Annotated in this window: 25 protein-coding genes; 16 read left to right on the top strand and 9 right to left on the bottom strand. The window is 61.8% G+C overall.

Going from position 1 to position 25255, the window contains the following annotated elements:
* Window positions 1-33: 33 nt before the first annotated feature.
* A complete protein-coding gene (locus QCBJ_RS04850; RefSeq protein WP_093544366.1) occupies window positions 34-249 on the top strand; it encodes a hypothetical protein in 216 nt (71 codons plus the stop codon).
* Here the strand turns inward: QCBJ_RS04850 and QCBJ_RS04845 are convergent.
* Together QCBJ_RS04845 and QCBJ_RS04840 are read right to left on the bottom strand one after the other, a co-directional pair.
* Window positions 243-1559 carry a bifunctional DedA family/phosphatase PAP2 family protein gene (locus QCBJ_RS04845; RefSeq protein ID WP_015886070.1) on the bottom strand — a complete coding sequence of 439 codons (1317 nt, stop codon included), beginning with the start codon at window positions 1557-1559 and terminating at the stop codon, window positions 243-245. The genes QCBJ_RS04850 and QCBJ_RS04845 overlap by 7 nt on opposite strands.
* Window positions 1560-1623: 64 nt before the next feature.
* Entirely contained in the window at window positions 1624-2307 is a 684-nt protein-coding gene (locus tag QCBJ_RS04840; protein ID WP_015886069.1) for a DNA-3-methyladenine glycosylase, read from the bottom strand.
* A 175-nt stretch (window positions 2308-2482) separates the two neighbouring features.
* On the opposite strand from QCBJ_RS04840, the gene QCBJ_RS04835 reads away from it, so the two are divergent.
* From QCBJ_RS04835 to QCBJ_RS04775, 13 genes are all read left to right on the top strand, one after another.
* Window positions 2483-3748, top strand: coding sequence for a glutamate-5-semialdehyde dehydrogenase (locus QCBJ_RS04835; protein ID WP_102060238.1), 1266 nt, complete (start codon window positions 2483-2485; stop codon window positions 3746-3748).
* On the top strand, window positions 3748-4392 hold the full coding sequence (nadD, locus tag QCBJ_RS04830; protein WP_102060237.1) for a nicotinate-nucleotide adenylyltransferase: 645 nt from the start codon (window positions 3748-3750) through the stop codon (window positions 4390-4392). Before QCBJ_RS04835 ends, nadD begins: the two co-directional genes overlap by 1 nt.
* Before the next feature lie 69 nt (window positions 4393-4461).
* Window positions 4462-4956 carry a ribosome silencing factor gene (gene rsfS, locus QCBJ_RS04825; RefSeq protein ID WP_003237041.1) on the top strand — a complete coding sequence of 165 codons (495 nt, stop codon included), beginning with the start codon at window positions 4462-4464 and terminating at the stop codon, window positions 4954-4956.
* A 9-nt stretch (window positions 4957-4965) separates the two neighbouring features.
* A complete protein-coding gene (gene rlmH / locus QCBJ_RS04820) occupies window positions 4966-5433 on the top strand; it encodes a 23S rRNA (pseudouridine(1915)-N(3))-methyltransferase RlmH (protein ID WP_003176297.1) in 468 nt (155 codons plus the stop codon).
* Between the two features lie 15 nt (window positions 5434-5448).
* On the top strand, window positions 5449-7347 hold the full coding sequence (gene mrdA, locus QCBJ_RS04815) for a penicillin-binding protein 2 (RefSeq protein WP_102060236.1): 1899 nt from the start codon (window positions 5449-5451) through the stop codon (window positions 7345-7347).
* A gap of 31 nt (window positions 7348-7378) precedes the next feature.
* Window positions 7379-8482, top strand: a complete 1104-nt coding sequence (rodA, locus tag QCBJ_RS04810; RefSeq protein WP_015886065.1) for a rod shape-determining protein RodA — start codon at window positions 7379-7381, stop codon at window positions 8480-8482.
* Between the two features lie 17 nt (window positions 8483-8499).
* Window positions 8500-9510 (top strand): lytic murein transglycosylase B, encoded by a 1011-nt coding sequence (mltB, locus tag QCBJ_RS04805; protein ID WP_102060235.1) that lies wholly within the window; start codon window positions 8500-8502, stop codon window positions 9508-9510.
* On the top strand, window positions 9510-10514 hold the full coding sequence (locus QCBJ_RS04800; protein WP_102060234.1) for a septal ring lytic transglycosylase RlpA family protein: 1005 nt from the start codon (window positions 9510-9512) through the stop codon (window positions 10512-10514). Before mltB ends, QCBJ_RS04800 begins: the two co-directional genes overlap by 1 nt.
* Before the next feature lie 180 nt (window positions 10515-10694).
* Window positions 10695-11852, top strand: coding sequence for a D-alanyl-D-alanine carboxypeptidase family protein (locus QCBJ_RS04795; protein WP_015886062.1), 1158 nt, complete (start codon window positions 10695-10697; stop codon window positions 11850-11852).
* A gap of 84 nt (window positions 11853-11936) precedes the next feature.
* Entirely contained in the window at window positions 11937-12212 is a 276-nt protein-coding gene (locus tag QCBJ_RS04790; protein WP_015886061.1) for a DUF493 domain-containing protein, read from the top strand.
* Window positions 12212-12859, top strand: coding sequence for a lipoyl(octanoyl) transferase LipB (gene lipB, locus QCBJ_RS04785; RefSeq protein WP_015886060.1), 648 nt, complete (start codon window positions 12212-12214; stop codon window positions 12857-12859). Before QCBJ_RS04790 ends, lipB begins: the two co-directional genes overlap by 1 nt.
* 26 nt (window positions 12860-12885) lie before the next feature.
* Window positions 12886-13887: a lipoyl synthase gene (gene lipA, locus QCBJ_RS04780; RefSeq protein WP_057444888.1), complete on the top strand. Its 1002-nt coding sequence runs from the start codon at window positions 12886-12888 to the stop codon at window positions 13885-13887.
* Between the two features lie 201 nt (window positions 13888-14088).
* The gene (locus QCBJ_RS04775) at window positions 14089-15009 is read left to right on the top strand and encodes an LD-carboxypeptidase (protein WP_015886058.1); all 921 of its coding nucleotides are present in this window, start codon (window positions 14089-14091) and stop codon (window positions 15007-15009) included.
* Window positions 15010-15140: 131 nt separating this feature from the next.
* Here QCBJ_RS04775 and QCBJ_RS04770 read toward each other — a convergent pair whose 3' ends face one another.
* The 5 genes from QCBJ_RS04770 to leuS all read right to left on the bottom strand — a co-directional run bounded on the left by QCBJ_RS04770 (window position 15141) and on the right by leuS (window position 21287).
* Window positions 15141-16466, bottom strand: coding sequence for a lytic murein transglycosylase (locus QCBJ_RS04770; protein WP_015886057.1), 1326 nt, complete (start codon window positions 16464-16466; stop codon window positions 15141-15143).
* A gap of 61 nt (window positions 16467-16527) precedes the next feature.
* Window positions 16528-16692 (bottom strand): alternative ribosome rescue factor ArfA, encoded by a 165-nt coding sequence (gene arfA, locus QCBJ_RS04765; protein WP_003176285.1) that lies wholly within the window; start codon window positions 16690-16692, stop codon window positions 16528-16530.
* Between the two features lie 217 nt (window positions 16693-16909).
* Window positions 16910-17947: a DNA polymerase III subunit delta gene (gene holA / locus QCBJ_RS04760; RefSeq protein ID WP_064052972.1), complete on the bottom strand. Its 1038-nt coding sequence runs from the start codon at window positions 17945-17947 to the stop codon at window positions 16910-16912.
* 39 nt (window positions 17948-17986) lie between these two features.
* Window positions 17987-18592 carry an LPS assembly lipoprotein LptE gene (gene lptE, locus QCBJ_RS04755; protein WP_015886055.1) on the bottom strand — a complete coding sequence of 202 codons (606 nt, stop codon included), beginning with the start codon at window positions 18590-18592 and terminating at the stop codon, window positions 17987-17989.
* Window positions 18593-18680: 88 nt separating this feature from the next.
* The gene (gene leuS, locus QCBJ_RS04750; RefSeq protein ID WP_015886054.1) at window positions 18681-21287 is read right to left on the bottom strand and encodes a leucine--tRNA ligase; all 2607 of its coding nucleotides are present in this window, start codon (window positions 21285-21287) and stop codon (window positions 18681-18683) included.
* A gap of 262 nt (window positions 21288-21549) precedes the next feature.
* Between leuS and QCBJ_RS04745 the strand changes: the two genes are divergently transcribed.
* Window positions 21550-21867 carry a hypothetical protein gene (locus tag QCBJ_RS04745; RefSeq protein WP_043205955.1) on the top strand — a complete coding sequence of 106 codons (318 nt, stop codon included), beginning with the start codon at window positions 21550-21552 and terminating at the stop codon, window positions 21865-21867.
* Between the two features lie 98 nt (window positions 21868-21965).
* Window positions 21966-22727, top strand: coding sequence for a YdcF family protein (locus QCBJ_RS04740; protein WP_102060233.1), 762 nt, complete (start codon window positions 21966-21968; stop codon window positions 22725-22727).
* Window positions 22728-22849: 122 nt separating this feature from the next.
* Here QCBJ_RS04740 and lnt read toward each other — a convergent pair whose 3' ends face one another.
* Both lnt and QCBJ_RS04730 read right to left on the bottom strand, forming a co-directional pair.
* Window positions 22850-24373 carry an apolipoprotein N-acyltransferase gene (lnt, locus tag QCBJ_RS04735; protein ID WP_102060232.1) on the bottom strand — a complete coding sequence of 508 codons (1524 nt, stop codon included), beginning with the start codon at window positions 24371-24373 and terminating at the stop codon, window positions 22850-22852.
* A gap of 8 nt (window positions 24374-24381) precedes the next feature.
* Window positions 24382-25221, bottom strand: a complete 840-nt coding sequence (locus QCBJ_RS04730) for an HlyC/CorC family transporter (RefSeq protein ID WP_010206772.1) — start codon at window positions 25219-25221, stop codon at window positions 24382-24384.
* Between the last annotated feature and the right edge of the window lie 34 nt (window positions 25222-25255).

The following is a 25255-nucleotide window of genomic DNA, read 5'->3' as shown; positions in this document are numbered from 1 at the left end:
CTCCGATCACACACTCAGGGTCAGGGGATGAACATGATTCGGCTAGCGCACTCGGAGCAGGCGGTCTGGGACGGGTTTCTCATCAGCGTGACCGCGCAACTGATCCAGCAAGAGGCAAACCGCGGCCCGGAGTACATCGCCGAGCGCGCGGCGGAAATTGCCGATGAGATGTTGCTGGAGCGGCGTGAACGCTGCGTTGAGCGCCGAGCCGCCTCCGTCGATTGGATCGGCCCGGCCAAGGGTCAGTAGGCATATCGGAGCAGGGCGTGAGGGGTGCCGGTGAGCGCGATGAAGCTCAGCACCGCGATCAGCGCCGGTAACAGCAGCCACCAGGTCTTTTGCGACATGGCCGGCAGCGGGCTTCGATACTCGCTGGCGCCCAGGCTGAATGCACACACCGTCATCGCCAGCAGCGTGCCGGCCAGGATGTCGGTGGGCCAATGGGCGCCGAGGTAGACCCGCGACAGCGCAATGAACGCCGCGGGAATGCAGCCCAGCAGCATCCAGGTCAGGCGCAGCCGGATGGGTTGTCCACGACCGGCCAATACCGCCAACGCCAGGAAAAACGCGAACGCGCCGGACGCATGGCCGCTGGGCATGCTGAAACTGGTCAGTGGGTCTGTAAGGATTTCCGGGCGGCCACGGGCGAAAAACAGCTTGGTTCCCGTATTGATGACAGCAGACCCGGCCAACGTGGCGCCGACGAACACAGCATGACGCCATTGCCGCGCCAGTAACAGCAGGCCGGTGAACACGGCGCTGGCGAAAAACATTTTCTTGAACTCACCCAGTTGGGTGATCCGCACCATGACTTCGTCGAGCCACGGGCTACGATGCTCCTGCACGAGGGCGCTCAGGCCCTGGTCAAAGTTGTCCAGCGAGTGATAGCCGATAAACACGGCGATCAACAACGTCAGGCTGGCGCAGCCGACCCACAAGGTGGCGCGACGATGGCCGCGCAAGCTGCTGTTCAGGCTGAGCCCAATCAACACAGCAAGGCACGCAGCCACCACCGCCGCCTCGGGCCAGAAACCTTCGGGCAACGGCAGGCGGAAGGCGGCACCAGTCGCCCAGCCCGGCAGCAGATAGGCGACCGACCAGCCCGCGGCGGCCACAATGCTCACCACCGCGAAGCGCGGAAACGGCATGTCGCACATCCCGGCCACCATCGGCAGCATGGGGCGCAGCGGGCCGATGAAGCGTCCGACCAGCAGGCTGGCGATGCCGTATTTGTGGAAGTAGGTTTCAGCGCCGTTCATCCATTCGGGGTGATGGCGAAGGCCTGGCAGGCGCCGGATGTTCTGATGGAAATGTCGACCCAGGTAATAGGAAACCCCGTCCCCGAGTAGCCCCCCCAGGAAGCCCACCAGCAGGGTTTCGCTCAATGACAGCGCGCCGCTGCCGGCCAGCGCCGCAATCGCAAACAATAAAACCGTGCCCGGCACGATCAGCCCGGCAATGGCCAGGCACTCCACACAGGCGACGATAAACACCGCGACCGCCAGCCATTCGGGGTTCAGGGTCAGCCAGCCGGTAATGCTATCGAGCCATTGGCCCATACAACGTCACTCCCTCTATGTAATACATAACTTGATCTGCTGTGTTGCAGCCGTCTGGATCCATTCAAATCAAAACGTAGTCGCGGCCTTCGACCTGGCCCCGGCGCAGCGGGTTCCGTGTGCAATATGGCGCATAGCCTGCATCGACGAAGCGGTACATCAGGTGTTCATCGCGGCCGCTGGGGATGCCCAGGCGGGTGGTTTGTATGATCTGCGTCGGGGTCTGGCCCACGTCTTCAACGTAGAGCAACGCCTGATCGAAGCGCTTGGCGTCCCACATCGGTACCTTCAACCCCAGGGCTTTGCACAGCAGTGTCTGGCCGGCGCACAGCTTTTGCGCGGCGCGCGGGCTGCCATCGGCGTTCGGGTTGTTCAGCAGCATCTGCGCCAGGCTGGCCGGGCCGGACACGTCGTCGACCCATGGATACGCTGATTTGATCAGCACGGCATTGCCCGGCCCATGGGCGCTGAAGTTCAGGGAGTCGCCGCCACGGGCGTAGTACATGTAGATATGGCCACCATCCAGAAACAAAGCCTTACGTTTTTCTGTGTAGCCCAATGAAGCGTGACTGCCTTTTTCGGCCACGTAATACGCTTCGGTTTCAATAATTCGCGCCGAAAGCCAGATTTCGCCGACACGATGGCGTATGACTTTTCCGAGCAATGCTTGCGCGAGGATTTGCGCGTCCCGGTCGAAGAAGCGGTCGGGCAGGGCGCTGGCGGGGCGTTGGGGCGATGAGCTGGGCATGGCGGTCAGGGGTAAATACGGCTAAATGTGACCGAATCATAACAACTCCCACCTTAATTACCGCTGAACCCCAGGTTTTTACAGTTCATTTCGACCATCCGCCCCTCACCGCTGTCAGTCGGGCGGCGTCACAGCTATAATCTGCCGCTTTCCTCTTTGCCAAGACTCCCTGACCATGACTGAGTCCGTTCTTGACTACATGACCCGCCTGGGTCGCGCTGCCCGTCAGGCCTCGCGGTTGATCGCCCGTGCGAGCACCGCGCAGAAGAACCGTGCCTTGCTGGCCGCCGCCGACGCTCTGGATGCTTCGCGCTCCGAGCTCACCGCCGCCAATGAACAGGACCTGGCCAACGGCCGCGCCAATGGCCTGGAGCCGGCCTTGCTGGACCGCCTGGCGCTGACCCCGGCACGCATCGACGACATGATCGAAGGCCTGCGTCAGGTGGCCAAGCTGCCTGACCCCATCGGTGAAATCCGCGACATGCGTTACCTGCCGTCCGGCATCCAGGTCGGCAAGATGCGCGTGCCCCTGGGCGTGATCGGCATCATTTACGAGTCGCGTCCGAACGTGACCATCGATGCCGCGAGCCTGTGCCTCAAGTCCGGTAACGCCACCATCCTGCGTGGCGGTTCCGAGGCGATCAATTCCAACCGTGCCATCGCTGCCTGCATTCAACAGGGCCTGGCCGTGGCCGAGTTGCCCGCCGAAGTGGTGCAAGTGGTTGAAACCACCGACCGCGCCGCCGTGGGTGCGCTGATCACCATGCCGGAATTCGTCGACGTGATTGTGCCGCGCGGTGGCAAGAGCCTGATCGAACGCGTCAGCCGTGATGCCAAGGTGCCGGTCATCAAGCACCTGGACGGTGTATGCCACGTGTTCGTCGACATCGCCGCCGATATCGACAAGGCGATCCGCATCGCCGACAACGCCAAGACCCACCGCTACGCCCCGTGCAACACCATGGAAACCCTGCTGGTGCACGTCGGCATTGCCGATCGCGTGCTGCCGCCGCTGGCTGCCATCTACCGCGACAAGGGCGTGGAACTGCGGGGTTGCGAGCGCACCCGAGCGCTGCTGGGGGCGGACGTGATCGAGGCGACCGAGTTGGACTGGTACACCGAATACACGGCACCGATCCTGTCGATCAAGATTGTCGACGACCTGGACGAGGCCATCGAACACATCAACACCTATGGCTCCAAGCACACTGACGCCATCGTTTCCGAGCATTTCAGCGATGCGCGGCGCTTCCTCAACGAAGTGGATTCCGCTTCGGTGATGATCAACGCCTCCACGCGTTTTGCCGACGGCTTCGAGTATGGCCTGGGCGCGGAGATCGGTATTTCCACCGACAAGCTCCATGCGCGCGGCCCGGTTGGCCTGGAAGGCCTGACCAGCGAGAAGTACGTGGTGTTCGGCGACGGTCATGTGCGCACTTGATGGCTAAACGCATCGGGCTGCTCGGCGGTACCTTCGACCCCGTGCACATCGGCCATTTGCGCAGTGCCCTGGAAGTCGCGGATGCCCTCGCGCTGGATGAGTTGCGCGTGATGCCCAACGCCCGGCCGCCCCATCGCGATACACCGCAGGTGTCGCCGCAGCAGCGCCTGGAAATGGTGCGGTTGGCGGTGCAGGACATCGCGCCGCTGGTGGTGGACGACCGCGAGCTCAAGCGCGATAAACCGTCCTACACTGTTGACACCCTGGAGCTGATGCGGGCCGAGTTGGCCGCGGATGACCAGTTGTTTCTGCTTTTGGGCTGGGACGCATTTTGCGGCCTGCCCTCTTGGCATCGCTGGGAGGAACTCCTCCAGCATTGCCACATCCTGGTTTTGCAACGCCCGGATGCCGACAGCGAACCGCCGGATGCTTTGCGCAACCTGCTGGCCGCGCGGTCGGTAAGTGACCCCTTGGCCCTGACCGGGCCGAACGGGAATATTGCATTCGTCTGGCAGACCCCGCTTGCGGTGTCCGCCACCCAGATCCGTCAACTGCTGGCCAGCGGGAAGTCGGTACGTTTCCTGGTGCCTGACGCGGTCCTGGCCTACATCGATGCGCACGGGCTTTACCGTGCGTCGAACTGAAAAGGCGCGCTTGAACGTACGTACAGTCGTACAGCGAGCGCCCGAACATACGAGCAAAACGAGTTTTATATGACGAACAAAGACGTAAGCAAAGTTAAGCGCAAAGGCACCTTCAAAAGCGCCCCGCTGCCGGTTGAAGCCCATGTTGGCCCTGAGCTGGCTGGCGAAGAGCTGGTAAAAGTCGCCGTGGCGGCCTTGGAAGACGTGAAAGCCCAGGACATCCAGGTGCTGGACGTGCGCGACAAGCAGAGCATCACCGACTACATGATCATCGCCACCGGTACCTCGAACCGCCAGATCGGCGCGATGCTCGACAAGGTCCGCGAAGCCGTCAAAGCCCAAGGCGTGAAGCCGCTGGGTGAAGAAGGCAAGGGCGACAGCGACTGGGTGCTGCTGGACATGGACGACGTGATCGTTCACATGATGACTTCCAATGCTCGCCAGTTCTATGACCTGGAGCGTCTATGGAAAGGCGCCGAGCAGAGCCGTGCCGCCGATGGCAAGCACCACAGCCCGGAAGTGGGCCACGCGCACTTCGACAAGCTCAACAAAGACCAGGAATAAGGAACGGCTGTGCGCCTGCGTCTGATCGCTGTCGGTTCACGCATGCCCAAGTGGGTGGAAGAAGGCTGGCACGAGTATGCCAAGCGTCTGCCCGCTGAGCTTTCGCTTGAACTGGTGGAAATACCGCTCAATACCCGGGGCAAGAATGCCGACGTGGCGCGCTTCATCCGTCAGGAAGGCGAAGCCATGCTGGCCAAGGTCGGCCCTAACGAGCGCATCGTCACTCTTGAAGTGCACGGCAAGCCCTGGAGCACCGAGCAACTGGCGGTGGAGCTGGATCGCTGGCGCCTGGATTCGCGTACGGTCAACTTCATGGTCGGCGGCCCCGAAGGGCTGGCGCCGGAAGTCTGTGCGCGGGCGGACCAGCGTTGGTCGCTGTCGGCGCTGACGCTGCCGCACCCGTTGGTAAGGATCCTGATCGGTGAACAGCTGTATCGCGCCTGGACAGTTCTGTCCGGGCACCCTTACCACAAATAATCTGCGCCCCTCCCGATGACCCAACCGATCCGCATCAAGGACCACGAGAAAGACGCACGTCTGGTACGCGCTCGGGTCGTGTTCGGTGCTTTTTTGGTGGTGGGGTTGATCGGGGTGTTGATTGCGCGCCTGTATTTCCTGCAGGTGATCCAGTACGACTATCACTCCACGCTGTCCGAAAACAACCGGGTGCATGTGCAGCCGATTCCGCCCACCCGTGGGCTGATTTTCGACCGTAATGGCGTGGTGGTCGCGGATAACCGGCCCAGCTTCAGCCTGAGCATGACCCGCGAGCGCTCCGGCGACTGGGCGCAGGTCCTCGACGTGATCGTCGAGGTGCTGCAACTGACGCCGGAAGACCGGTTGATCTTCGAGAAACGCATGAAGCAGGGGCGCCGACCTTTCGAGCCGGTGCCCATCCTGTTTGAGCTGACCGAAGAGCAGATCGCGCGGATCGCGGTAAACCAGTTCCGTCTGCCGGGCGTGGAAGTGGTGGCGCAGTTGGTGCGGCATTACCCGCAAGGGCCGCACTTTGCCCACTCCGTCGGCTACATGGGGCGGATCAACGAGAAAGAGCTGAAGACCCTCGACCCGGTCAATTACAGCGGCACCCACCACATCGGCAAAACCGGCATCGAGCGTTTCTACGAGCCCGAGCTGCACGGCCAGGTGGGTTACGAGGAAGTCGAGACCAACGCCCGCGGCCGCGTGCTGCGGGTGCTCAAGCGTACCGACCCGGTACCGGGCAAGGACATCGTGTTGAGCCTGGACATCAAGCTGCAGGAAGCGGCCGAGATGGCGTTGGGCGGGCGACGGGGGGCGGTGGTCGCGCTGGACCCGAAGACCGGCGAAGTGCTGGCGATGGTCAGCCAGCCAAGCTTTGACCCCAACTTGTTTGTCACGGGCATCAGCTTCAAGGCTTACGCCGAGTTGCGCGATTCCATCGACCGCCCGTTGTTCAACCGCGTACTGCGCGGCCTGTATCCGCCGGGGTCGACGATCAAGCCTGCGGTGGCAATTGCGGGGTTGGACGCAGGGGTGGTCACGGCCTCCAGCCGCGTGTTCGACCCGGGCTACTACATGCTGCCCAACTACGATCACAAATACCGTAACTGGAACCGCACCGGTGACGGCTATGTCGATTTGGACACCGCGATCATGCGCTCCAACGACACCTATTTTTACGACCTGGCCCATAAGCTGGGTATCGACCGTTTGTCCGCCTACATGGGTAAGTTCGGCCTCGGCCAGAAAGTCTCCCTGGACATGTTCGAAGAATCCCCAGGCCTGATGCCGTCGCGGGAGTGGAAGCGCGCGACCCGTCGCCAGGCCTGGTTCCCAGGCGAAACGCTGATCCTCGGCATCGGCCAGGGCTATATGCAGGCAACACCGTTGCAGCTGGCCCAGGCCACCGCGCTGGTGGCCAACAAAGGCATCTGGAACCGCCCGCACCTGGCCAGGACCATCGAAGGCGAAAAGCCTTTGGATGAAAACCCGATCCCGGACATCATGCTGCGCGACCCGTCCGACTGGACCAAGGTCAACCACGGCATGCAGCAAGTCATGCACGGCGCACGTGGTACCGCGCGCAAGGCGGCGATCGGCGCGCAATACCGTATCGCCGGCAAGAGCGGTACCGCCCAGGTAGTGGCAATCAAGCAGGGCGAAAAATACGACCGCTCCAAGGTCCAGGAACGTCACCGCGACCATGCCCTGTTCGTGGGTTTTGCGCCGGCGGACGACCCGAAGATCGTGGTGGCGGTGATGGTCGAGAACGGCGAGTCCGGTTCCGGCGTCGCCGCGCCCGTGGTGCGCCAAGTGATGGACGCCTGGCTGTTGGCCGACGACGGCAGGCTCAAGCCCGAATATGGCGGCCCCCCTTCAAGCACCGAGGTTACGGCCAGTGAAGAGTAATTTTGACCGCATCCTCTCCAGTGAGGACGTGATGCGTCGCCGCGCGACGTTGCTGCAGCGCATGCACATTGACGGCCCGTTGCTGATCCTGCTGCTGACCCTGGCGGCCGGCAGTCTGTTCGTGTTGTATTCGGCCAGTGGTAAGAACTGGGACCTGCTGATCAAGCAAGCGTCGTCGTTCGGCCTGGGCTTGTTGTCGATGGTAGTGATCGCCCAGCTGGAGCCGCGCTTCATGGCGCGCTGGGTGCCGCTCGGTTATGTAGCGGGCGTGTTACTGCTGGTGGTCGTGGACGTGATGGGGCACAACGCCATGGGCGCGACCCGCTGGATCAACATTCCGGGGGTGATTCGCTTCCAGCCGTCGGAATTCATGAAGATTCTGATGCCGGCGACCATCGCCTGGTACTTGTCCAAACGCACCTTGCCACCGCAGCTCAAGCACGTGGGGATCAGCCTGATCCTGATCGGCGTGCCGTTTATCCTCATCGTGCGCCAGCCGGACCTCGGTACCTCGCTGCTGATCCTGGCCGGCGGTGCGTTCGTGCTGTTCATGGGCGGCTTGCGCTGGCGCTGGATCCTCAGCGTGCTGGCCGCCGCCGTGCCCGTGGCCGTGGCCATGTGGTTCTTCTTTATGCACGACTACCAGAAGCAGCGGATCCTGACCTTCCTCGACCCCGAAAGCGACCCGCTGGGCACCGGCTGGAACATCATCCAGTCGAAGGCGGCCATCGGTTCCGGCGGCGTATTTGGTAAAGGTTGGTTACTGGGCACTCAGTCGCACCTGGACTTTTTGCCCGAGAGCCACACCGACTTCATTATTGCGGTATTGGGCGAAGAGTTTGGCCTGGTAGGCATTTGCGCGCTGTTGCTGATCTATTTGCTGCTGATCGGTCGCGGCCTGGTGATCACTGCGCAGGCGCAGACGCTGTTCGGCAAATTGCTGGCCGGCGCGCTGACCATGACGTTTTTTGTTTACGTTTTCGTCAACATCGGTATGGTCAGTGGCCTGCTGCCGGTGGTGGGGGTGCCGTTGCCGTTCATTAGCTACGGCGGAACTTCGCTGGTGACATTGCTGTCAGCGTTTGGGGTTTTGATGTCGATTCATACGCATCGCAAATGGATCGCACAGGTTTGAATAAGGTGAAGATGTCAATGCAAGTAATGCGCGGCTGGGCGACTCGGCATGCGTCCTGGATGGGCCTGATTGGGCTGCTGGGCGCAACGCAAGAGGCGCAGGCCGGTGACTACGATGGTTCACCCCAGGTCGCCGAGTTCGTCGGTGAAATGACCCGCGACTATGGTTTTGCCGGTGAACAGCTGATGGGCGTGTTCCGCGAAGCCCAGAAAAAGCAGGCGATCCTTGATGCCATTTCCCGCCCTGCCGAACGTGTGAAGCAGTGGAAGGAATACCGTCCGATGTTCCTGACCGACGCCCGCGTGGCGCGTGGCGTTGACTTCTGGCGCCAGCACGAAGCGGTATTGGCGCGCGCCGAACAGGAATACGGTGTGCCGGCCCAGGTGATCGTTGCGATCATCGGCATTGAAACCTTTTATGGGCGCAATACCGGCAGTTACCGGGTGATCGACGCTTTGTCGACCCTGGGCTTCGATTACCCGCCCCGCGCCGACTTCTTCCGCAAGGAGCTGCGCGAATTCCTGCTGCTGGCCCGCGAAGAACAGGTCGACCCACTGACCCTCAAAGGCTCCTACGCCGGTGCGATGGGCTTGCCGCAGTTCATGCCGAGCAGCTTTCGCGCCTATGCCGTGGACTTTGACGGTGACGGGCACATCAATATCTGGAGCAATCCCGACGACGCCATCGGCAGCGTGGCCAGCTACTTCAAGCGCCACGGCTGGGTCGGCGGCGAATCGGTGGTGATTCGCGCCGATGTCTCCGGCGATCGCGCCGATGAAGGGCTTACCCAGGGCATCGAGCCGGCCAAGACGGTCGGGGAGTTGCGGGCGTTGGGCTGGTCGAGTCAGAATGCGCTGCCTGATGATATGCCAGTGACCGCGTTCCGCCTCGACGGCGAAAACGGCCCGGAATACTGGATGGGCCTGAAGAATTTCTACGCAATCACGCGTTATAACCGCAGTGTGATGTACGCCATGGCCGTGCATCAGCTGTCAGACATGCTGGTCCAAGCACGGGGCAACAAGTAATGCGGGCATCGCCGTTCAAACAACCGCTCAAGCTGGTGGCGTTCGCCGCGTTGTCCTTGCTGGTCGTCAGTTGTTCCACCACCAACAGCCGCGCGCCGGCGCAAAAGTCCGGCGGCGCAGTCGTCCGTGCCCAGCCGGGCCTGGACATCAACCGCGCACACAAAGACGGCGCGCCGTGGTGGGACGTCGACGTGTCGAAGATCCCGGATGCCACGCCAACCCTGCACACCGGCCCGTACAAGGCCAACCCCTATACCGTGCTGGGTAAGAGCTACTTCCCGTTGCAGGACTCCAAGACTTACGTCCAGTCGGGCACGGCATCCTGGTACGGCACCAAGTTTCATGGCCAGAACACCGCCAACGGCGAAGTGTATGACCTGTACGGCATGAGCGCGGCCCATAAGACCTTGCCGCTGCCCAGCTATGTACGGGTGACCAACCTGGACAACAACCGCACGGTGATCCTGCGCGTCAACGACCGTGGGCCGTTCTATTCGGACCGCATCATCGACTTGTCCTACGCCGCCGCGAAGAAACTCGGTTACGCCGAAACCGGTACCGCGCGCGTCAAGGTCGAAGGTATCGACCCCGCGCAGTATTGGGCCCAGCGCGGCAAACCGGCGCCGTTGATGCTTAACGAACCGCAAGCCCAGCAGCCGCAAGTGACCGCCTCAACCGGCAAGATCGAGCAGTGGACGCCGCCACCGGCACAGCATGCGCCTGACACGGTGGTCGTACCTCATGCCGCGCCGGGCGCTTCGATGGCTGGCGGGCAATACCTGCAGGTCGGCGCTTTCGCCAACCCGGATGCGGCAGAACTGTTAAGGTCCAAGCTCAGCGGTATGGTCAACGCACCGGTCTTCATCAGCTCCATCGTGCGTAATCAACAGACGTTGCACCGTGTGCGAATGGGCCCGATAGGCTCGCCGAGCGAAGTCGCCCAAGTACAGAACAGCGTGCGCATGGCCAACCTGGGGCAACCCAGCGTGGTCACTGCCGAATAATAAAAGATTGATGGTTCAAGCCCGTGCGCGGGCCTGGGCCCAGGTTGTTGGCTCGTTGAACAATAAAAACCCGGGGGCAAGGGGTGAGCGGGCAACCGAACACGTGACAGTCTGGAAGCGGGCTGTCTGAATAAGTTTTGCCCGCGAGGGCAAGTTTCCATAAGCAATTTCGAGAGACGGATGAACATCACCACCTTAGCCAAACGCACGTGCCTGCTTATCTCGCTGATCATCACCCCGGCCGCCTGGGCGGTTGAAATGGTGCCGGCTTCACCGCAACTGGCTGCCAAGTCCTGGGTCCTCATGGACGCTGCCAGTGGCAACGTGCTGGTCGAGAGCAACGGTGACCAGCGCCTGCCGCCGGCCAGCCTGACCAAACTGATGACGGCCTACATCGCGACCCTGGAAATCCGTCGCGGCCAGATCGGCGAGAACGACCCGGTCACCGTCAGCGAAAACGCCTGGCGTACCGGCGGTTCGCGGATGTTCATCAAGGTGGGTTCGCAGGTCACTGTGAGCGACCTGCTGCACGGCATCATCATCCAGTCCGGTAACGACGCCAGCGTCGCCCTGGCCGAGCACATCGCCGGCAGCGAAGACGCGTTCGCCGACATGATGAACAAAACCGTGGCCGACCTGGGCATGACCAACAGCCACTTCATGAACCCGACCGGTCTGCCGAACCCAGAGCACTACTCGTCGGCTCACGACATGGCGATCCTGGCGCGCGCGATCATCCGCGTCGACCCGGTGCACTACGCGATCTACTCCCAGAAGGAATTCTTCTGGAACAACATCAAGCAGCCTAACCGCAACCTGTTGCTGTGGCGCGACAAGACCGTCGATGGCCTGAAAACCGGTCACACCGACGAAGCCGGCTACTGCATGGTGTCGTCCGCTGTACGTGACGGCCAACGTCTGATCGCGGTGGTCTTCGGTACTAACAGCGAGCAGGCCCGTGCGGCCGAGACGCAAAAACTGCTGACCTACGGTTTCCGTTTCTTCGAAACCCAGACCTTCTATCAGAAGGGTGCTGAGCTGGCGACCGCGCCAGTGTGGAAAGGCGCTACCTCCCAAGTCAAAGCCGGCCTGGCTGAAGACCTGACCCTGACTATGCCTAAAGGCCAGCTGAAAAAGCTCGCAGCCAGCATGACCATGAACCCGCAGTTGGTTGCCCCAATCGCCAAGGGTGATGTGATCGGTAAGGTTGAAGTGAAGCTGGACGACAAAGTGGTTCACAGTGCTGACCTGATCGCACTGGACGCCGTTGACGAAGGTGGTATCTTCCGCCGCGTCTGGGATAGCATCCGTCTATTCTTCTACAGCTTGTTCAACTGATAGTGTGCACCTGCAAAGCCCCGTGTTGATCCGACACGGGGCTTTGCCCGTCGCCACGGCTTACGCTTACGAGGCCGTTACGCCATGACCGATAAAGAAGTAAAGGCGCCAAAGATCGAATTCCCGGTGGTGGACTATCCCATCAAGGTGATCAGCGATACCGGTGTCGGCCGTAAAGACCTGATCCTCGAGATCGTGCGTAAACACGCGACGATCAACGATCAGCGCGTGGATGAGCGCTCCAGCTCTACCGGCAAATACACCACGATTCAGTTGCACATCGTTGCGACTGATCAAGACCAGCTCTACAACATCAACAGCGAACTGCGGGCCACCGGCTTCGTGCACATGGTGTTGTGATGTCTCACGTCCTGGGCTTTCGCGAGCTCGGCCGGATGGACTATGAGCCCGTCTGGCACGCCATGCAGCGGTTCACGAATGAACGCGGCACGTCGGCTGAAGATGAAATCTGGCTGGTGGAACACCCGCCGGTCTTCACCCAGGGCCAGGCCGGCAAGGCCGAGCATCTGTTGCTGCCGGGTGATATTCCGGTGGTGCAGGTCGACCGAGGGGGTCAAGTGACTTACCATGGGCCCGGTCAACTGGTGGCTTACCTGCTGCTGGACGTGCGCAAGCTTGGGTTTGGAGTGCGTGACCTGGTGAGCCGCATGGAGGCTTGCCTCATCGAGTTGTTGGCCAGTTACGGCGTGACCGCCGCGGCCAAGCCCGATGCGCCCGGTGTGTACGTGGACGGCGCGAAAATCGCTTCCCTGGGGCTGCGTATTCGCCACGGTTGTTCCTTTCATGGCCTGGCGCTGAATGTGGACATGGACCTGGCGCCGTTCCGGCGGATCAACCCGTGTGGCTATGCCGGGTTGGCGATGACGCAACTGAGCGACCACGCCACACCGATTAAATTTGCCGAGGTTAGTGCCCGGCTGCGTGCGCAGCTCGTCAAACACCTCGACTATGCTGAGCAGACGACCCTTACGGGCGGAATCGACTGATTATGACTACTGATGCAGTGCAAACCATGATCCCGACGCTGGACATCACCGAGCGTCCGGCCCCGGCCCCGCGTGCCAAGGTGGAAGCCGGCGTCAAGCTGCGTGGCGCCGAGAAGGTTGCACGCATCCCGGTGAAGATCATTCCGACCACCGAACTGCCGAAGAAGCCTGACTGGATCCGAGTGCGCATCCCGGTTTCGCCGGAAGTCGACCGTATCAAGGCGCTGCTGCGCAAACACAAGCTGCACAGCGTGTGCGAAGAAGCCTCCTGCCCGAACCTGGGCGAATGCTTCTCCGGCGGCACCGCCACCTTCATGATCATGGGTGACATCTGCACCCGTCGTTGCCCGTTCTGCGACGTCGGCCACGGCCGTCCGAAGCCACTGGACGTCAACGAGCCGGAAAGCCTGGCTATCGCCATCGCCGACCTGAAACTCAAGTACGTGGTGATCACCTCCGTCGACCGCGACGACCTGCGTGACGGCGGTGCCCAGCACTTTGCCGACTGCATCCGCGAAATCCGCAAGCTGTCGCCGAACGTGATGCTTGAAACCCTGGTGCCGGACTACCGTGGCCGTATGGACGTAGCGCTGGAAATCACCGCCGCCGAGCCGCCGGATGTGTTCAACCACAACCTGGAAACCGTGCCACGCCTGTACAAGGCAGCGCGCCCGGGTTCGGACTACCAGTGGTCGCTGACCCTGCTGCAGAAATTCAAGCAGATGATGCCGCACATTCCGACCAAATCCGGCCTGATGCTGGGCCTTGGCGAGACCGACGAAGAAGTGATCGAAGTCATGAAGCGCATGCGCGAACACGACATTGACATGCTGACCCTGGGCCAGTACCTGCAACCGTCGCGCAGTCACTTGCCGGTGCAGCGTTTCGTGCACCCGGACACCTTCGCCTGGTTCGCCGAGGAAGGTTACAAGATGGGCTTCAAGAACGTCGCGTCGGGCCCGCTGGTACGTTCCTCGTACCATGCGGACGAGCAGGCCAAGCTGGTCAAGGCGAGCCTGGTTTCGTAAGCCGCACCGCTGCCTCAATGTGAGAGGGGGCTTGCTGTGGTGACCGGGCTCGCTGTGGGTGAGCGGGCTCGCTGTGGTGGGAGGGCTTGCTGTGGTGAGCGGGCTTGCCCCGCGCTGGGCTGCGAAGCAGCCCCATCTAATCTTAAGTAAACTCGCCCCCCTCCCACATTTTGTTTGGCGTTATTTCAGGAAGAACTGCGGATGACTGCTGCCGTACCTGCATTGCGTGCCGAAGGCACCATCGCCTTGATCGCCCCCGCTGGCCCCGCCACGCTGGACGTTGAAAAGGCCGGCCAATGGATGCGTACCCGTGGCTACGACCTGCGAATCTTCCCCGGCGTCTATGAACGCGACGGCTACCTTGCTGGCAGCGATGCAGTGCGCCTGCGTGACCTGCATGCCGCCTTCGCCGACCCTGAAATCGATGCCATCTTCTGTCTGCGCGGCGGCTACGGCACCCCGCGTCTGCTCGATAGCTTGGACTTTGACCTGCTGCGCGCCAACCCCAAGCCATTCGTAGGTTATAGCGACATCACCGCGCTGCACCTGGCAATCAGCCGTTACGCGGGCTTCGTGACCTTCCACGGCCCGATGCTCAATGCCGATCTGTTGGGCGACAAGCAACCCCCCACGGAGTCGTCACTGTTCAGCCTGTTGCGCGGTCAGTTGGGCGCCGGCAGCGAGTTGGTGCACCCGGTGGCCTACCCGTTGACCACGATCGAGCCTGGCATCGCCTGCGGGCGCTTGCTGGGTGGCAACCTGTCGATGATCGCGGCGGTCATGGGCACGCCTTACGAAATCGACGCAGGAGGCATCATCCTGTTTATTGAAGACGTCAACGAGCCGATCTACCGCATCGACCGGCTGCTGACGCATCTGCGTCTGGCGGGCAAGCTGGCACACGTTGCGGGTGTGCTGGTGGGGGATGTGGCGGGTGTGGACAAGGCTGCGCTGGAGCGGCTGCTCAAGCAGACCTTTGCGCCGTTATGCATTCCGGTATTGTCAGGCTGGCGCAGTGGGCATTGTGATCCGAACCTGACGTTGCCGATGGGCGCGTTGGTGAGGTTGGATGCGGGGGAGCAGCGGGTGGTGTTGGAGCAGGATGTGGTGTTCAGAGCCTGAAGCTGTTGTCGTCTGCCAAAACGCTATCGGGAGCAAGCCCCCTCCCACATTTGACCGCATTCCAAAGGATGTACGCGGCCCAAATGTGGGAGGGGGCTTGCTCCCGATAGCATTAGTCGCCCTAGGCAGATCTAGCGGTTTTGCAGTGACTCGAGCAACTTCACCGTCGGATACCCATCCGCCGGCCAGCCCAGCGCTTGCTGCGCTGCACGAATCGCCTTGCGCGTGTTGGCGCCGATAATCCCGTCCGGGTTGCCTGCGTCATAGCCGTTGGCACTCAGCGCCGTCTGCAAGTCGATACGCTGTGAGCGGCTCAGTGGCAGCTCATCCTTCGGCCAATCGCCGCGAATCACACCCCCGCCACCGAAACGCTCCGACAGCAGTCCCACCGCCAGTGCGTAGGACGACGAGTTGTTGTACTTGAGGATTGCGCGGAAGTTATCCAGCACCAGGAACGCCGGGCCACGATAACCCGCCGGCAACAGCAAGGCGGCGGACAGTTGGTCGACGTTGGGCGGCATGCTCGCGCCTGGAGGCAGCTGGATGCCCAGCTTCAGCCATTCAGCCACCGTCTTGCGGGTGCCGCCATCGGCCAGGGCGTAATCGAAGTTCGTCGGCAGCTGTTTCACTTCCATGCCCCACGGCTGGCCTTTCTGCCAGCCGGAGCTTTGCAGGTAGTGTGCGGTGGAGGCGAGGGCATCGGCCGGGCTGTTCCAGATATCGCGGCGACCGTCGCCATCGAAGTCCACGGCGTGGGTGTTGTAGGTGGTGGGGATAAATTGCGTCTGGCCCATGGCCCCGGCCCAGGAGCCTTTCATCTGGTCGGCCTGGATATCGCCGTGCTGGATGATCTGCAGCGCTGCCAGCAACTGCGCTTGTGCAAACGCGGGGCGACGGCCTTCGTAGGCCAGGGTCGCCAGGGAGCGGATCACCGAGTTATTGCCCTGGAACTGGCCGAAATTACTTTCCATGCCCCACACCGACACCAGCGCCTGGCGGTCGACACCATAACGTTGCTCGATGCTTTGCAGGATGTCGGCGTACTTGATCAGCAATGCCTGGCCATTACGCACGCGCACGGGAGACAGGGCGCCGTCGAGGTATTCCCATACCGGGCGGGAAAATTCCGGCTGGCTGCGGTCGGCGCGGATCACCGCCATGTCAGGGGTGACGTTGGCGAAGGCATTGTCGAACACGGCGGCGGTGATGCCGGCCTGCAGGGCTTGCACACGAAAGGCCGCCTGCCATTCGGCAAAGGTCTGGGTCGGTTGGATATCGAGGTTATCCACAGCCAGCGGGGCCACGACAGCGGGCGCTACCACGGGTGCGGTCTGGAGCTTGGGCAGCGGTTGAGCGTCGGCGGCGGTGGGTTTCTCGGCGCAGGCGACAAGCAGAATGAGGCTGGAGGCAGCGATCAGTTGGCGCAGGTGCCAACGACGGGAAAGACTAGAGGGCATGCACAGGTCCAGGGATTACAAATCAGGTGCAGACCTTATCATGCCAGAGGGGCGCTTGCCTTCAGGCAGCCAGAAAGTAAGAAGCCTCCCAGCTATTAGACTGGAAGGCTTCGCGGCGGTAGCTGCCTTTGCCCTTGCCGGCGCGTTCCTGACGGCTGCGGAACAGTGGCTGGGCGATGATGGATTTGGCCTTGTTGGGGCCATGCTTGGATGGCTTTTTGCTCATGGTTACTTCTCTCTTGGAGGGGGGAAACGGTGCGAATCATCTGCCGAAGTTGCTTGCCTGTAAAGCCCAGCACATTTGTGGAAATGTAAATGCAATCAAAATGTGGGAGGGGGCTTGCCCCCGATGAGGGAGTGTCAGTAATACATCTTTGACTGATACACCGCTATCGGGGGCAAGCCCCCTCCCACAGTGGATTTTCAGTGATTTGAGAGAGGGGTTATTCGGCGGGAAGTGTCAGGCGCTGGCCGGCCATCAACAGCGACAAACGGCTCAGGCTCATCCACGGCGAACCGGCCGCCTGGCCCTTGATCTGCGCATCAATGCGTTGCGCCTCAAGCAAAAGCTGCGCCCAGCGTTGCGCCGAATGCCGTTGCAGGGCTTTGCTCATCAAGGGTTTGCGCTTGTCCCACACCGGCGGCTTGGCCTGGCTGAAGGCTTTGTCCAGCGGCGTGCCCTGGCTGTATTGCAGGGCGATGTTGGCCAGCACCCGCAACTCCCGGGCCAGGGCCCAGAGAATCACCGGTGGCTCGACGCCTTCACCGCGCAGGCCTTCCAGCATGCGCAGGGCGTGAGCGGGTTCGCCATTGAGGATCGCGTCCACCAGTCCGAACACATCAAAGCGCGCGCTATCCGCGACGGCGCCTTGGACGGTCTCGACGGTAATCTGCCCGTCTTCGGCCATCAGCTTGAGCTTTTCGATTTCCTGGGCGGCGGCAAGCAAGTTGCCTTCGACTCGGGCGGCGATCAGTTCCACTGCGTCCTGGGTGGCCGACAGCCCTGACTGAGACAGGCGTTGGCGAATCCACTGCGGCAACTGGTTGCTGTCCACTGGCCATATCTGGATGAACTGGGTTTGCGCCCCTTCCACCAGGGCCTTGCCCCATTTGGTTTTCTGCGCGCTGCCGTCAAGCTTGGGCAGGCTGATCAGCAAGACCGTGTCTTCGGCAGGCCGTGAGCAGTATTCAATGAAGGCGGCCGCGCCCTTGTCACCCGGCTTGCCCGACGGTAAGCGCAGTTCCAGCAGGCGTTTTTCGGCAAACAGCGACATGCTCGCGCCAGCTTGCAGCAACGTGCCCCAGTCGAAACTGGCGTCGGCGCTGAATACCTGGCGTTCATCGAAACCTTGCTGGCGCGCGGCGGTGCGAATCGCGTCGGCGGCTTCCTGGCACAGCAGCGGGTCATCACCGCTGACGATGTAGACAGGCGCGAGGCCACCTTGCAGGTGTTTGGCGAGTTGGGCGGGGGCGAGTTTCATAGGCAGGGCGAACGGGGCGTTTGAAGCGCCCCGTCTGGCTTACTCGACAGGTACTTCAACAGGCGATTGTTTCGGCGTGTTGTTTTCATACTCTTGCGCGGCTTTCAGTGCGTCGGCATCCGCCTTGGCCTTGTCGTCAGCGCGTTGCTGCAGGGTCTCGAGTTGTTCCGGGGTGATCATCGACAGGCGCAGGACCATGCGCTGTACCAGCTCACGACGCATTTCCTTGCGCACCTGGATGATTTCGGAATCCGAACCCACGAGGTTGTTGCCGTCGTGGCTGACGATTTTCTGCACTTGGATGTTGTCAGCCATCAAGGGCAGGTGGTCGCGGCCCTGGATTTCAAAGTTGAGCTGGGTGCTCAGTTCGATATCGGACGCACGCCCGGCGCTGGCGTAGCTCAGGTTGCGCTGGGTTTCTTTTTCATTGGCCAGGAACAACTTGTAGGTCGCGCCGGTGTAGACGTGAACGCCGCTGTTTTCCAGGACCTGACGCAGCTGCGTGACTGTCTGGCTGTAGGCGTCGCGGGCGCTGACGTCCAATTCCTTGATCGTCAGGTCAGTGGTGCCGGTGCCGCGCAGCTGGAAGCCGCAAGCGCTCAACAGCACGGCAAGGCCCATCACCAGCAAATTGCGTTTGATCATTTTGTTGCTCCCCTTGAAACCATGTGGGCCTTATCGAGGCCCTGAAGGCTTTGTTCGGCGCAGGGCTCAAGCCCCGCGCCCGATCCGATTAGCTAGCGACGATATTGACCAGTTTGCCAGGCACGACGATCACTTTGCGGATCGTCAGGCCTTCGGTAAAGCGCAGCACGTTTTCGTTGACGCGGGCAGCCGCCTCGACGTCTTCGCGGCTGGCGGTGGCCGGCATATCGATCTGGCCGCGCAGTTTGCCGTTGACCTGGATCACCAGTTGCAGCGTGTCCTGTACCAGGGCGCTGTCATCCTGCACCGGCCAGCGCGCATCAATGACGGCGTCGCTGTGGCCCAGACGGTTCCACAGGTCGTGGCTGATGTGCGGCGTGATCGGGGCCAGCAGCAGGGTGACCGTTTCCAGGCCTTCCTGCACCAGCGCACGATCCTGTTCAGTGGCTTGTGGCGCTTTTTCCAGCACGTTCATCAGCGTCATCACTTGGGCGATGGCGGTGTTGAATTTGTGGTTCTGGCCCACGTCCTGGCTGGCTTGCTTGATGGCCAGGTGGATGCTGCGGCGAATGAGTTTCTGCTCGTCGCTCAATGCGGCCACGTCCAGTTTGCCTGGCAGGCCCTGGCTGATGTGGGCGTGCGCCAGGCGCCAGACGCGCTTGAGGAAGCGGTGCGAGCCTTCGACGCCGGAGTCGGACCATTCGGCGCTCATGTCGGGCGGCGAGGCGAACATCATGAACAGGCGGCAGGTGTCGGCGCCGAACTGATCGATCATCGACTGTGGGTCGACGCCGTTGTTCTTCGACTTGGCCATCTTCTCGGTGCCGCCGATTTCCACCGGCAGGCCGTCGGCGATCAGTTTGGCGCTGATGACCTTGGCTTTGCTGTCGCGCTCGAGCTCGACGTCGGCCGGGTTGAACCAGGTGTACGCACCATTGGCTTCACGGCGATAGTAAGTCTCGGCGACTACCATGCCCTGGGTCAGCAGGTTCTTGAACGGCTCATTGGAACTCACCAGGCCTTCGTCACGCATCAGCTTGTGGAAGAAACGCGCGTACAGCAGGTGAAGGATGGCGTGTTCGATACCGCCAATGTACTGGTCCACCGGCAACCAATGGTCGGCCGCGGATTTTTCCACCAGGCCGCCTTCATAGTGCGGCGAGGCGTAGCGGGCGTAGTACCACGAGGACTCGACGAAGGTGTCCATGGTGTCGGTTTCACGCTTGGCAGGCTGGCCGCATTTCGGGCAGCTGCATTCGTAGAACTCGGGCATGCGTGCCAGTGGCGAGCCAGCGCCGTCCGGCACCACGTCTTCCGGCAGGACGACCGGCAATTGGTCTTCCGGTACTGGCACGTCGCCACAGCTTTCGCAGTGGATGATCGGGATCGGGCAGCCCCAGTAGCGCTGGCGGCTGATGCCCCAGTCGCGCAGGCGGAACTGGGTGCGCGAGGCGCCGAGGTTTTTCTTGATCAGTGCGACTTCGATGGCGTCGAAGGCGCCCTGGAAGTCCAGGCCGTCAAACTCGCCGGAGTTGATCAGCTCACCGTGCTCGCCGTAGGCGTCTTGCCACGGGGCCGGGTTGGTGTCGCCCGAGCTGGTGCGCACCACGGATTTGATCGGCAGGCTGTACTTAGTGGCGAATTCGAAATCGCGCTCGTCGTGGGCCGGCACAGCCATGACTGCGCCATCGCCATAGTGCATCAGCACGTAGTTGGCGACCCAGACCGGCAGCTTTTCACCGGTGAGTGGGTGCTCGACGAACAGCCCGGTCGGCAGGCCTTTTTTCTCCTGGGTGGCGACGTCGGCTTCGGCCACGCTGCCGCCTTTGCATTCGGCGATGAACGCTTGCAGCTCAGGGTTGTTCTGGGCGGCCTGGGTGGCCAGCGGGTGTTCGGCGGCCACGGCGACGTAGGTCGCGCCCATCAGGGTATCCGGACGGGTGGTGAAGACTTTGAGTGCGCCCGCTTCGCCGATCGAGTCGACGTTGTACGGGAACTGCACTTCCATGCCCTTGGACTTGCCGATCCAGTTGCGTTGCATGGTCTTGACCTGTTCGGGCCAGCCCGGCAGATCGTCGAGGCTCGACAAGAGTTCATCCGCGTAGGCGGTGATCTTGAAGTAGTACATCGGGATTTCGCGCTTTTCGATCAGCGCGCCGGAACGCCAGCCGCGCCCGTCGATCACTTGCTCGTTGGCCAGGACGGTCTGGTCGATCGGGTCCCAGTTCACGGTGCCGCTTTTTTTGTAGATCACGCCTTTTTCGAACAGGCGAGTGAACAGCCATTGTTCCCAGCGGTAGTAGTCCGGCTTGCAGGTGGTCACTTCGCGTGACCAATCCACCGCCAGGCCCAGGCTGCGCAGCTGGTTCTTCATGTAGGCGATGTTTTCGTAGGTCCACTTGGCGGGGGCCACGTTGTTTTTCATCGCGGCGTTTTCCGCCGGCATGCCGAAGGCATCCCAACCCATGGGTTGCAGGACGTTCTTGCCTTGCATGCGCTGGTAGCGCGAAATCACGTCACCGATGGTGTAGTTGCGCACGTGCCCCATGTGCAGCTTGCCGCTGGGGTAAGGGAACATCGATAGGCAATAGAATGTCTCCTTGCCTGGCTGTTCACTGACTTCAAAGGACTTCTGCTCGTCCCAGAAGGATTGGGCGGCATTTTCTATTTCACGGGGCTGGTAGTGTTCGTGCATGGCTACTTTTGAACTGAATAGGGGTGGCCTAATCCTCTTCGGTGCATGGCTTGGGTTGATCGACACCAAAAAGCGGCGCGTCCGTGCCCAAACCCTGCGGGAAGTGGAGTTACAGGAAGCGCCGTAGCATACATGACCCCACTCTATCGAGGGAAACCCTGATTGCGCAGGCAGGGCCGTCTGTCGCGGCGCCAGGCAGGTACAGCCACGGGGGCTACGCTGTTTATTGGGGAGTGAGTCATATCTTCAATGAGGTGAGGGGATGGTTGAATCGCAGCGAATCGTATCGAAACCGGATATCTACGAAGGACTGATCGACCGATTGGGTCGTGCATTGGATGCAGCGAGGACGGCGGGCCGATTGCGTGATGAACGGCCTGTTGAGTTGGAACTGCGCGGCTTGAGCCGTGCGGAGCTGGAACTGATCAAGGCTTATCTGGAACGCAATGGGCGCAGCGCGCCTCCCTGGGTGGCAACCCCGCCCATCAAGGAGCCTACGCATTCAGCCAAGGTGGTGTGGCTAAAGGACTTGTCGGCCGGTCGTGGCCCGGAAAAGCTCCGGTCCGCCCGCTACAAGTAATTCACTGCCCCCCTGAACGGCATCACCGCCATTTCACTGTAAAGATTGTCGCTAAACCCCGTTACACCTTAGGCTTCGGGCATCTATGGAGATGCCCGATGCCTATTAGTTATTTCATCAAACAACTGCTGCTGCCGCCCGGCATTTTCTTGCTGCTGCTGGCGCTTGCCTGGTGGTTTCGTCGCAGCCGCCCGCGCTTGGCGGCTGGCTGCTTCGCCCTGGGTTTGGGGGGCATGTGGCTGATCAGCCTGCCGGTGGCGGTGGAGTGGGGCGCACGGGCGCTGGAAAGCGAGCCGCCGTTGGCCCGTGAGGACTGGTCGACCCTGGCCCAGCGCGCCGATGCCATCGTGGTCTTGGGCTCGGGGCGTGAACGCGGTGATCCGGCCTGGGGCACCGACCAGCCCACGGGTATCGGCCTGGAGCGCCAGCGTTATGCCGCACGATTGGCCAAGGCGTCCGGGCTGCCGGTGCTGACCACCGGCGGCCTGCATTACGGCACGCCGCCCAGTGAGGCGGCGTTGATGGCGGTGTCGATGCAGGATGACTTTGGCGTGACGGTGCGCTGGAAAGAAGAGCGCAGCCGTACGACCTGGGAAAATGCGCAGATGAGCGCCGAGATCCTGCTGCCCGAGGGTATCAAGCGCGTGGTGGTCGTTACTCAAGCCTGGCATATGCCGCGTTCGGTGTGGAGCTTTGAGAAGGCCGGCTTTACCGTGGTGCCGGCACCCGTGGGTTTCCTGGGCGTGGACAACGCCAGGCCGCTGGGCGGGTGGATGCCGGAGTTCAAGTCGGTGTGGCAGAGCGGGCAGTTGATCAATGAAGCGGTGGGGCAGATAGGCTACCGGTTGTTTTACCGATAACACCGCAAATCCAAATGTGGGAGGGGGCTTGCTCCCGATCGCGTGTATCAGTATCGGAGGTACCGACTGACATTTCGCTATCGGGAGCAAGCCCCCTCCCACATTAGTAGGTTTTGATTCTGTCAGACGGTTTTGGCCATCCGGCCCGCCAGCAATGCCCAGCCAAACAACCCCAGGCACACGATGATCAACGGCCATGAACGCCATTGCAGGTACGGCGTGAGGTTGTGCATTGGCACGACTTCTCCGTAGAGGATGCCGCGTTCGAATTGCGGGATTTGCGCGGTGATCTGCCCAAAAGGGTTGATCAGGCCGGTCACGCCGTTGTTGGTGGCACGGATCATCCAGCGTCCGGCTTCCAGCGCACGCATCTGCGCCATTTGCAGGTGCTGCAGGGGACCGATCGAGCGGCCGAACCAGGTGTCGTTGCTGATGGTCAGCAGCAAATCGCTCTGGGCTGACAGCCCGGCAGCGAATTCCGGGTACACCACTTCGTAGCAAATGAACGGCGCAATCTGATAGCCCTTGGCCTGGAGCATCGCCTGGTCGGACGGGCCGCGCGCGAAGTCCGACATCGGCAGGTCGAAGAAGGCAATCAGGCCGCGCAGCATGTCTTGCAGCGGCACGTATTCACCAAAGGGCACCAGCTTCTGTTTCAGGTAGGTACCGTCGCCTTCGCCGACCACGGTGATGCCGTTGAAGTAGCGCTTCTGGTGGTGCACTTCCTGGCGGATCGGTACGCCGGTGATCAGCGCGGTGTGCCGGTCGGCGGCGAACTTACCCATCATGCCCAGGTAGCCCTCGACGGACTCCTTGAGCACCGGCACCGCCGTTTCCGGCCACACCAGCAAATCGACACGCTTGGAACTGAAGCTCATGTCGCGGTACAGCGCGAGCTGCGCGTTGAGCTGCTCCGGGTCCCATTTCATGCTTTGTTCGACATTGCCCTGAATGGCCGCCACGCTCAGCGGCGCGCCAGACGGGCTGGTCCAGGCGTGATGCTTGAGTGCCAGGCCGATCGCCCAGGGCGCGACCAGCAACACCAGGCCCGCGCCGACAAACGCGTTGCGCTTAGTGGCCAACAGGCGCGGCAGGTTGCACAGCAGGGCCGCCGTCAGTGCGAGGGCAAAGGAAATCAGCCACATGCCGCCCACGGGCGCCAGGCCAGTGAGGGGGCCGTCGAGTTGGCTGTAACCGGAGTACAGCCACGGGAAACCGGTGAGGAACCAGCCGCGAAACGCTTCCTGGCCGACCCACAACGCGGCAAACGTCAGCGCATCCGCCAACGGCGCCTCATTGCGGCGCAACCAGCGCGCCCACAGCCAGGCGGGCAGGGCGAAGAACCAGGCAATCGCGGCGGTAAACAGCAGCATCAAGAAGCCAGCCAGCAGCACCGAAGCGCCGCCGAAGTGGTGGATGCTGTAGTAGATCCAGCTGGTGCCGGCGCCAAACAGGCCGAAACCGAAGCACCAGCCACGGCCCAGCGCCTGCCGAGGGCTCAATTCACGCAGCCCTACATAGAAGAATCCGACCGCTACCAGTGCAAACGGCCACAGATCGAACGGCGCCAGCGCCAGGGTCGTGATAGCGCCGGCCACCACGGCCAGCAAATTACCGGGCCAGCCGGGAGCGGTGAGACGGCGCATTTCAGTCCTTAGCGAGCAATAGGTGTCAGGCGGATCAGGTGGATACGACGGCTATCGGCATTCAGGATGCGGAAGCGATAAGCGCCGATCTCGGTGGTTTCGTTACGTTTTGGCAGATGGCCAAACGCACTCATCACCAGGCCGCCGACGGTGTCGAACTCGTCGTCGGAGAATTCGCTGTCGAAGAACTCGTTGAAGTTCTCAATCGGCGTCAATGCCTTGATCAGGAAGTCACCGCTGGGCAGTGGCTTGATGTAGCTGTCTTCTTCGACGTCGTGTTCGTCTTCGATGTCGCCGACGATCTGTTCCAGCACGTCTTCAATCGTGACCAGGCCCGCCACGCCACCGTATTCGTCGATCACAATGGCCATGTGATTGTGGTTGGCGCGAAACTCGCGCAACAGCACATTCAGGCGCTTGGACTCAGGCACGAAGGTGGCCGGACGCAGCAGGTCCTTGATGTTGAAGCTGTCGCCGTTCTCCTTGAGGATCAGCGGCAGCAGGTCCTTGGCCAGCAGGACGCCCATGACGTCGTCATGGCTTTCACCGATCACCGGGTAGCGCGAGTGCGCGGAGTCGATCACGGCCGGGAGGAATTCCCGTGGTGTCTGGGTCGCCTTGATGCTGATCATCTGCGAGCGCGGGACCATGATGTCCCGTACTTGCAGGTCAGCCACCTGGATGGCGCCTTCGACAATGGCCAGCGCTTCGCTGTCCAGCAACTTGTTTTGATGGGCCTCGCGCAGCAGCTCAAGCAGCTCCTGGCGGTTTTTCGGCTCGTGGGCAAAAGCCTGGGTCAGTTTACCCAGCCATGACTTCTGCCCGTTGCTCGATCGGTCTTCGCTCATAGCGATTACTCTGAATCCTTTATTGTTACGGTTG

The organism is Pseudomonas sp. QC2 (assembly GCF_002859085.1).
Taxonomy (GTDB): domain Bacteria; phylum Pseudomonadota; class Gammaproteobacteria; order Pseudomonadales; family Pseudomonadaceae; genus Aquipseudomonas; species Aquipseudomonas petroselini.
Note: the sequence above shows the minus strand (reverse complement) of the source record. Positions and strands in the feature narration are given on the sequence as shown.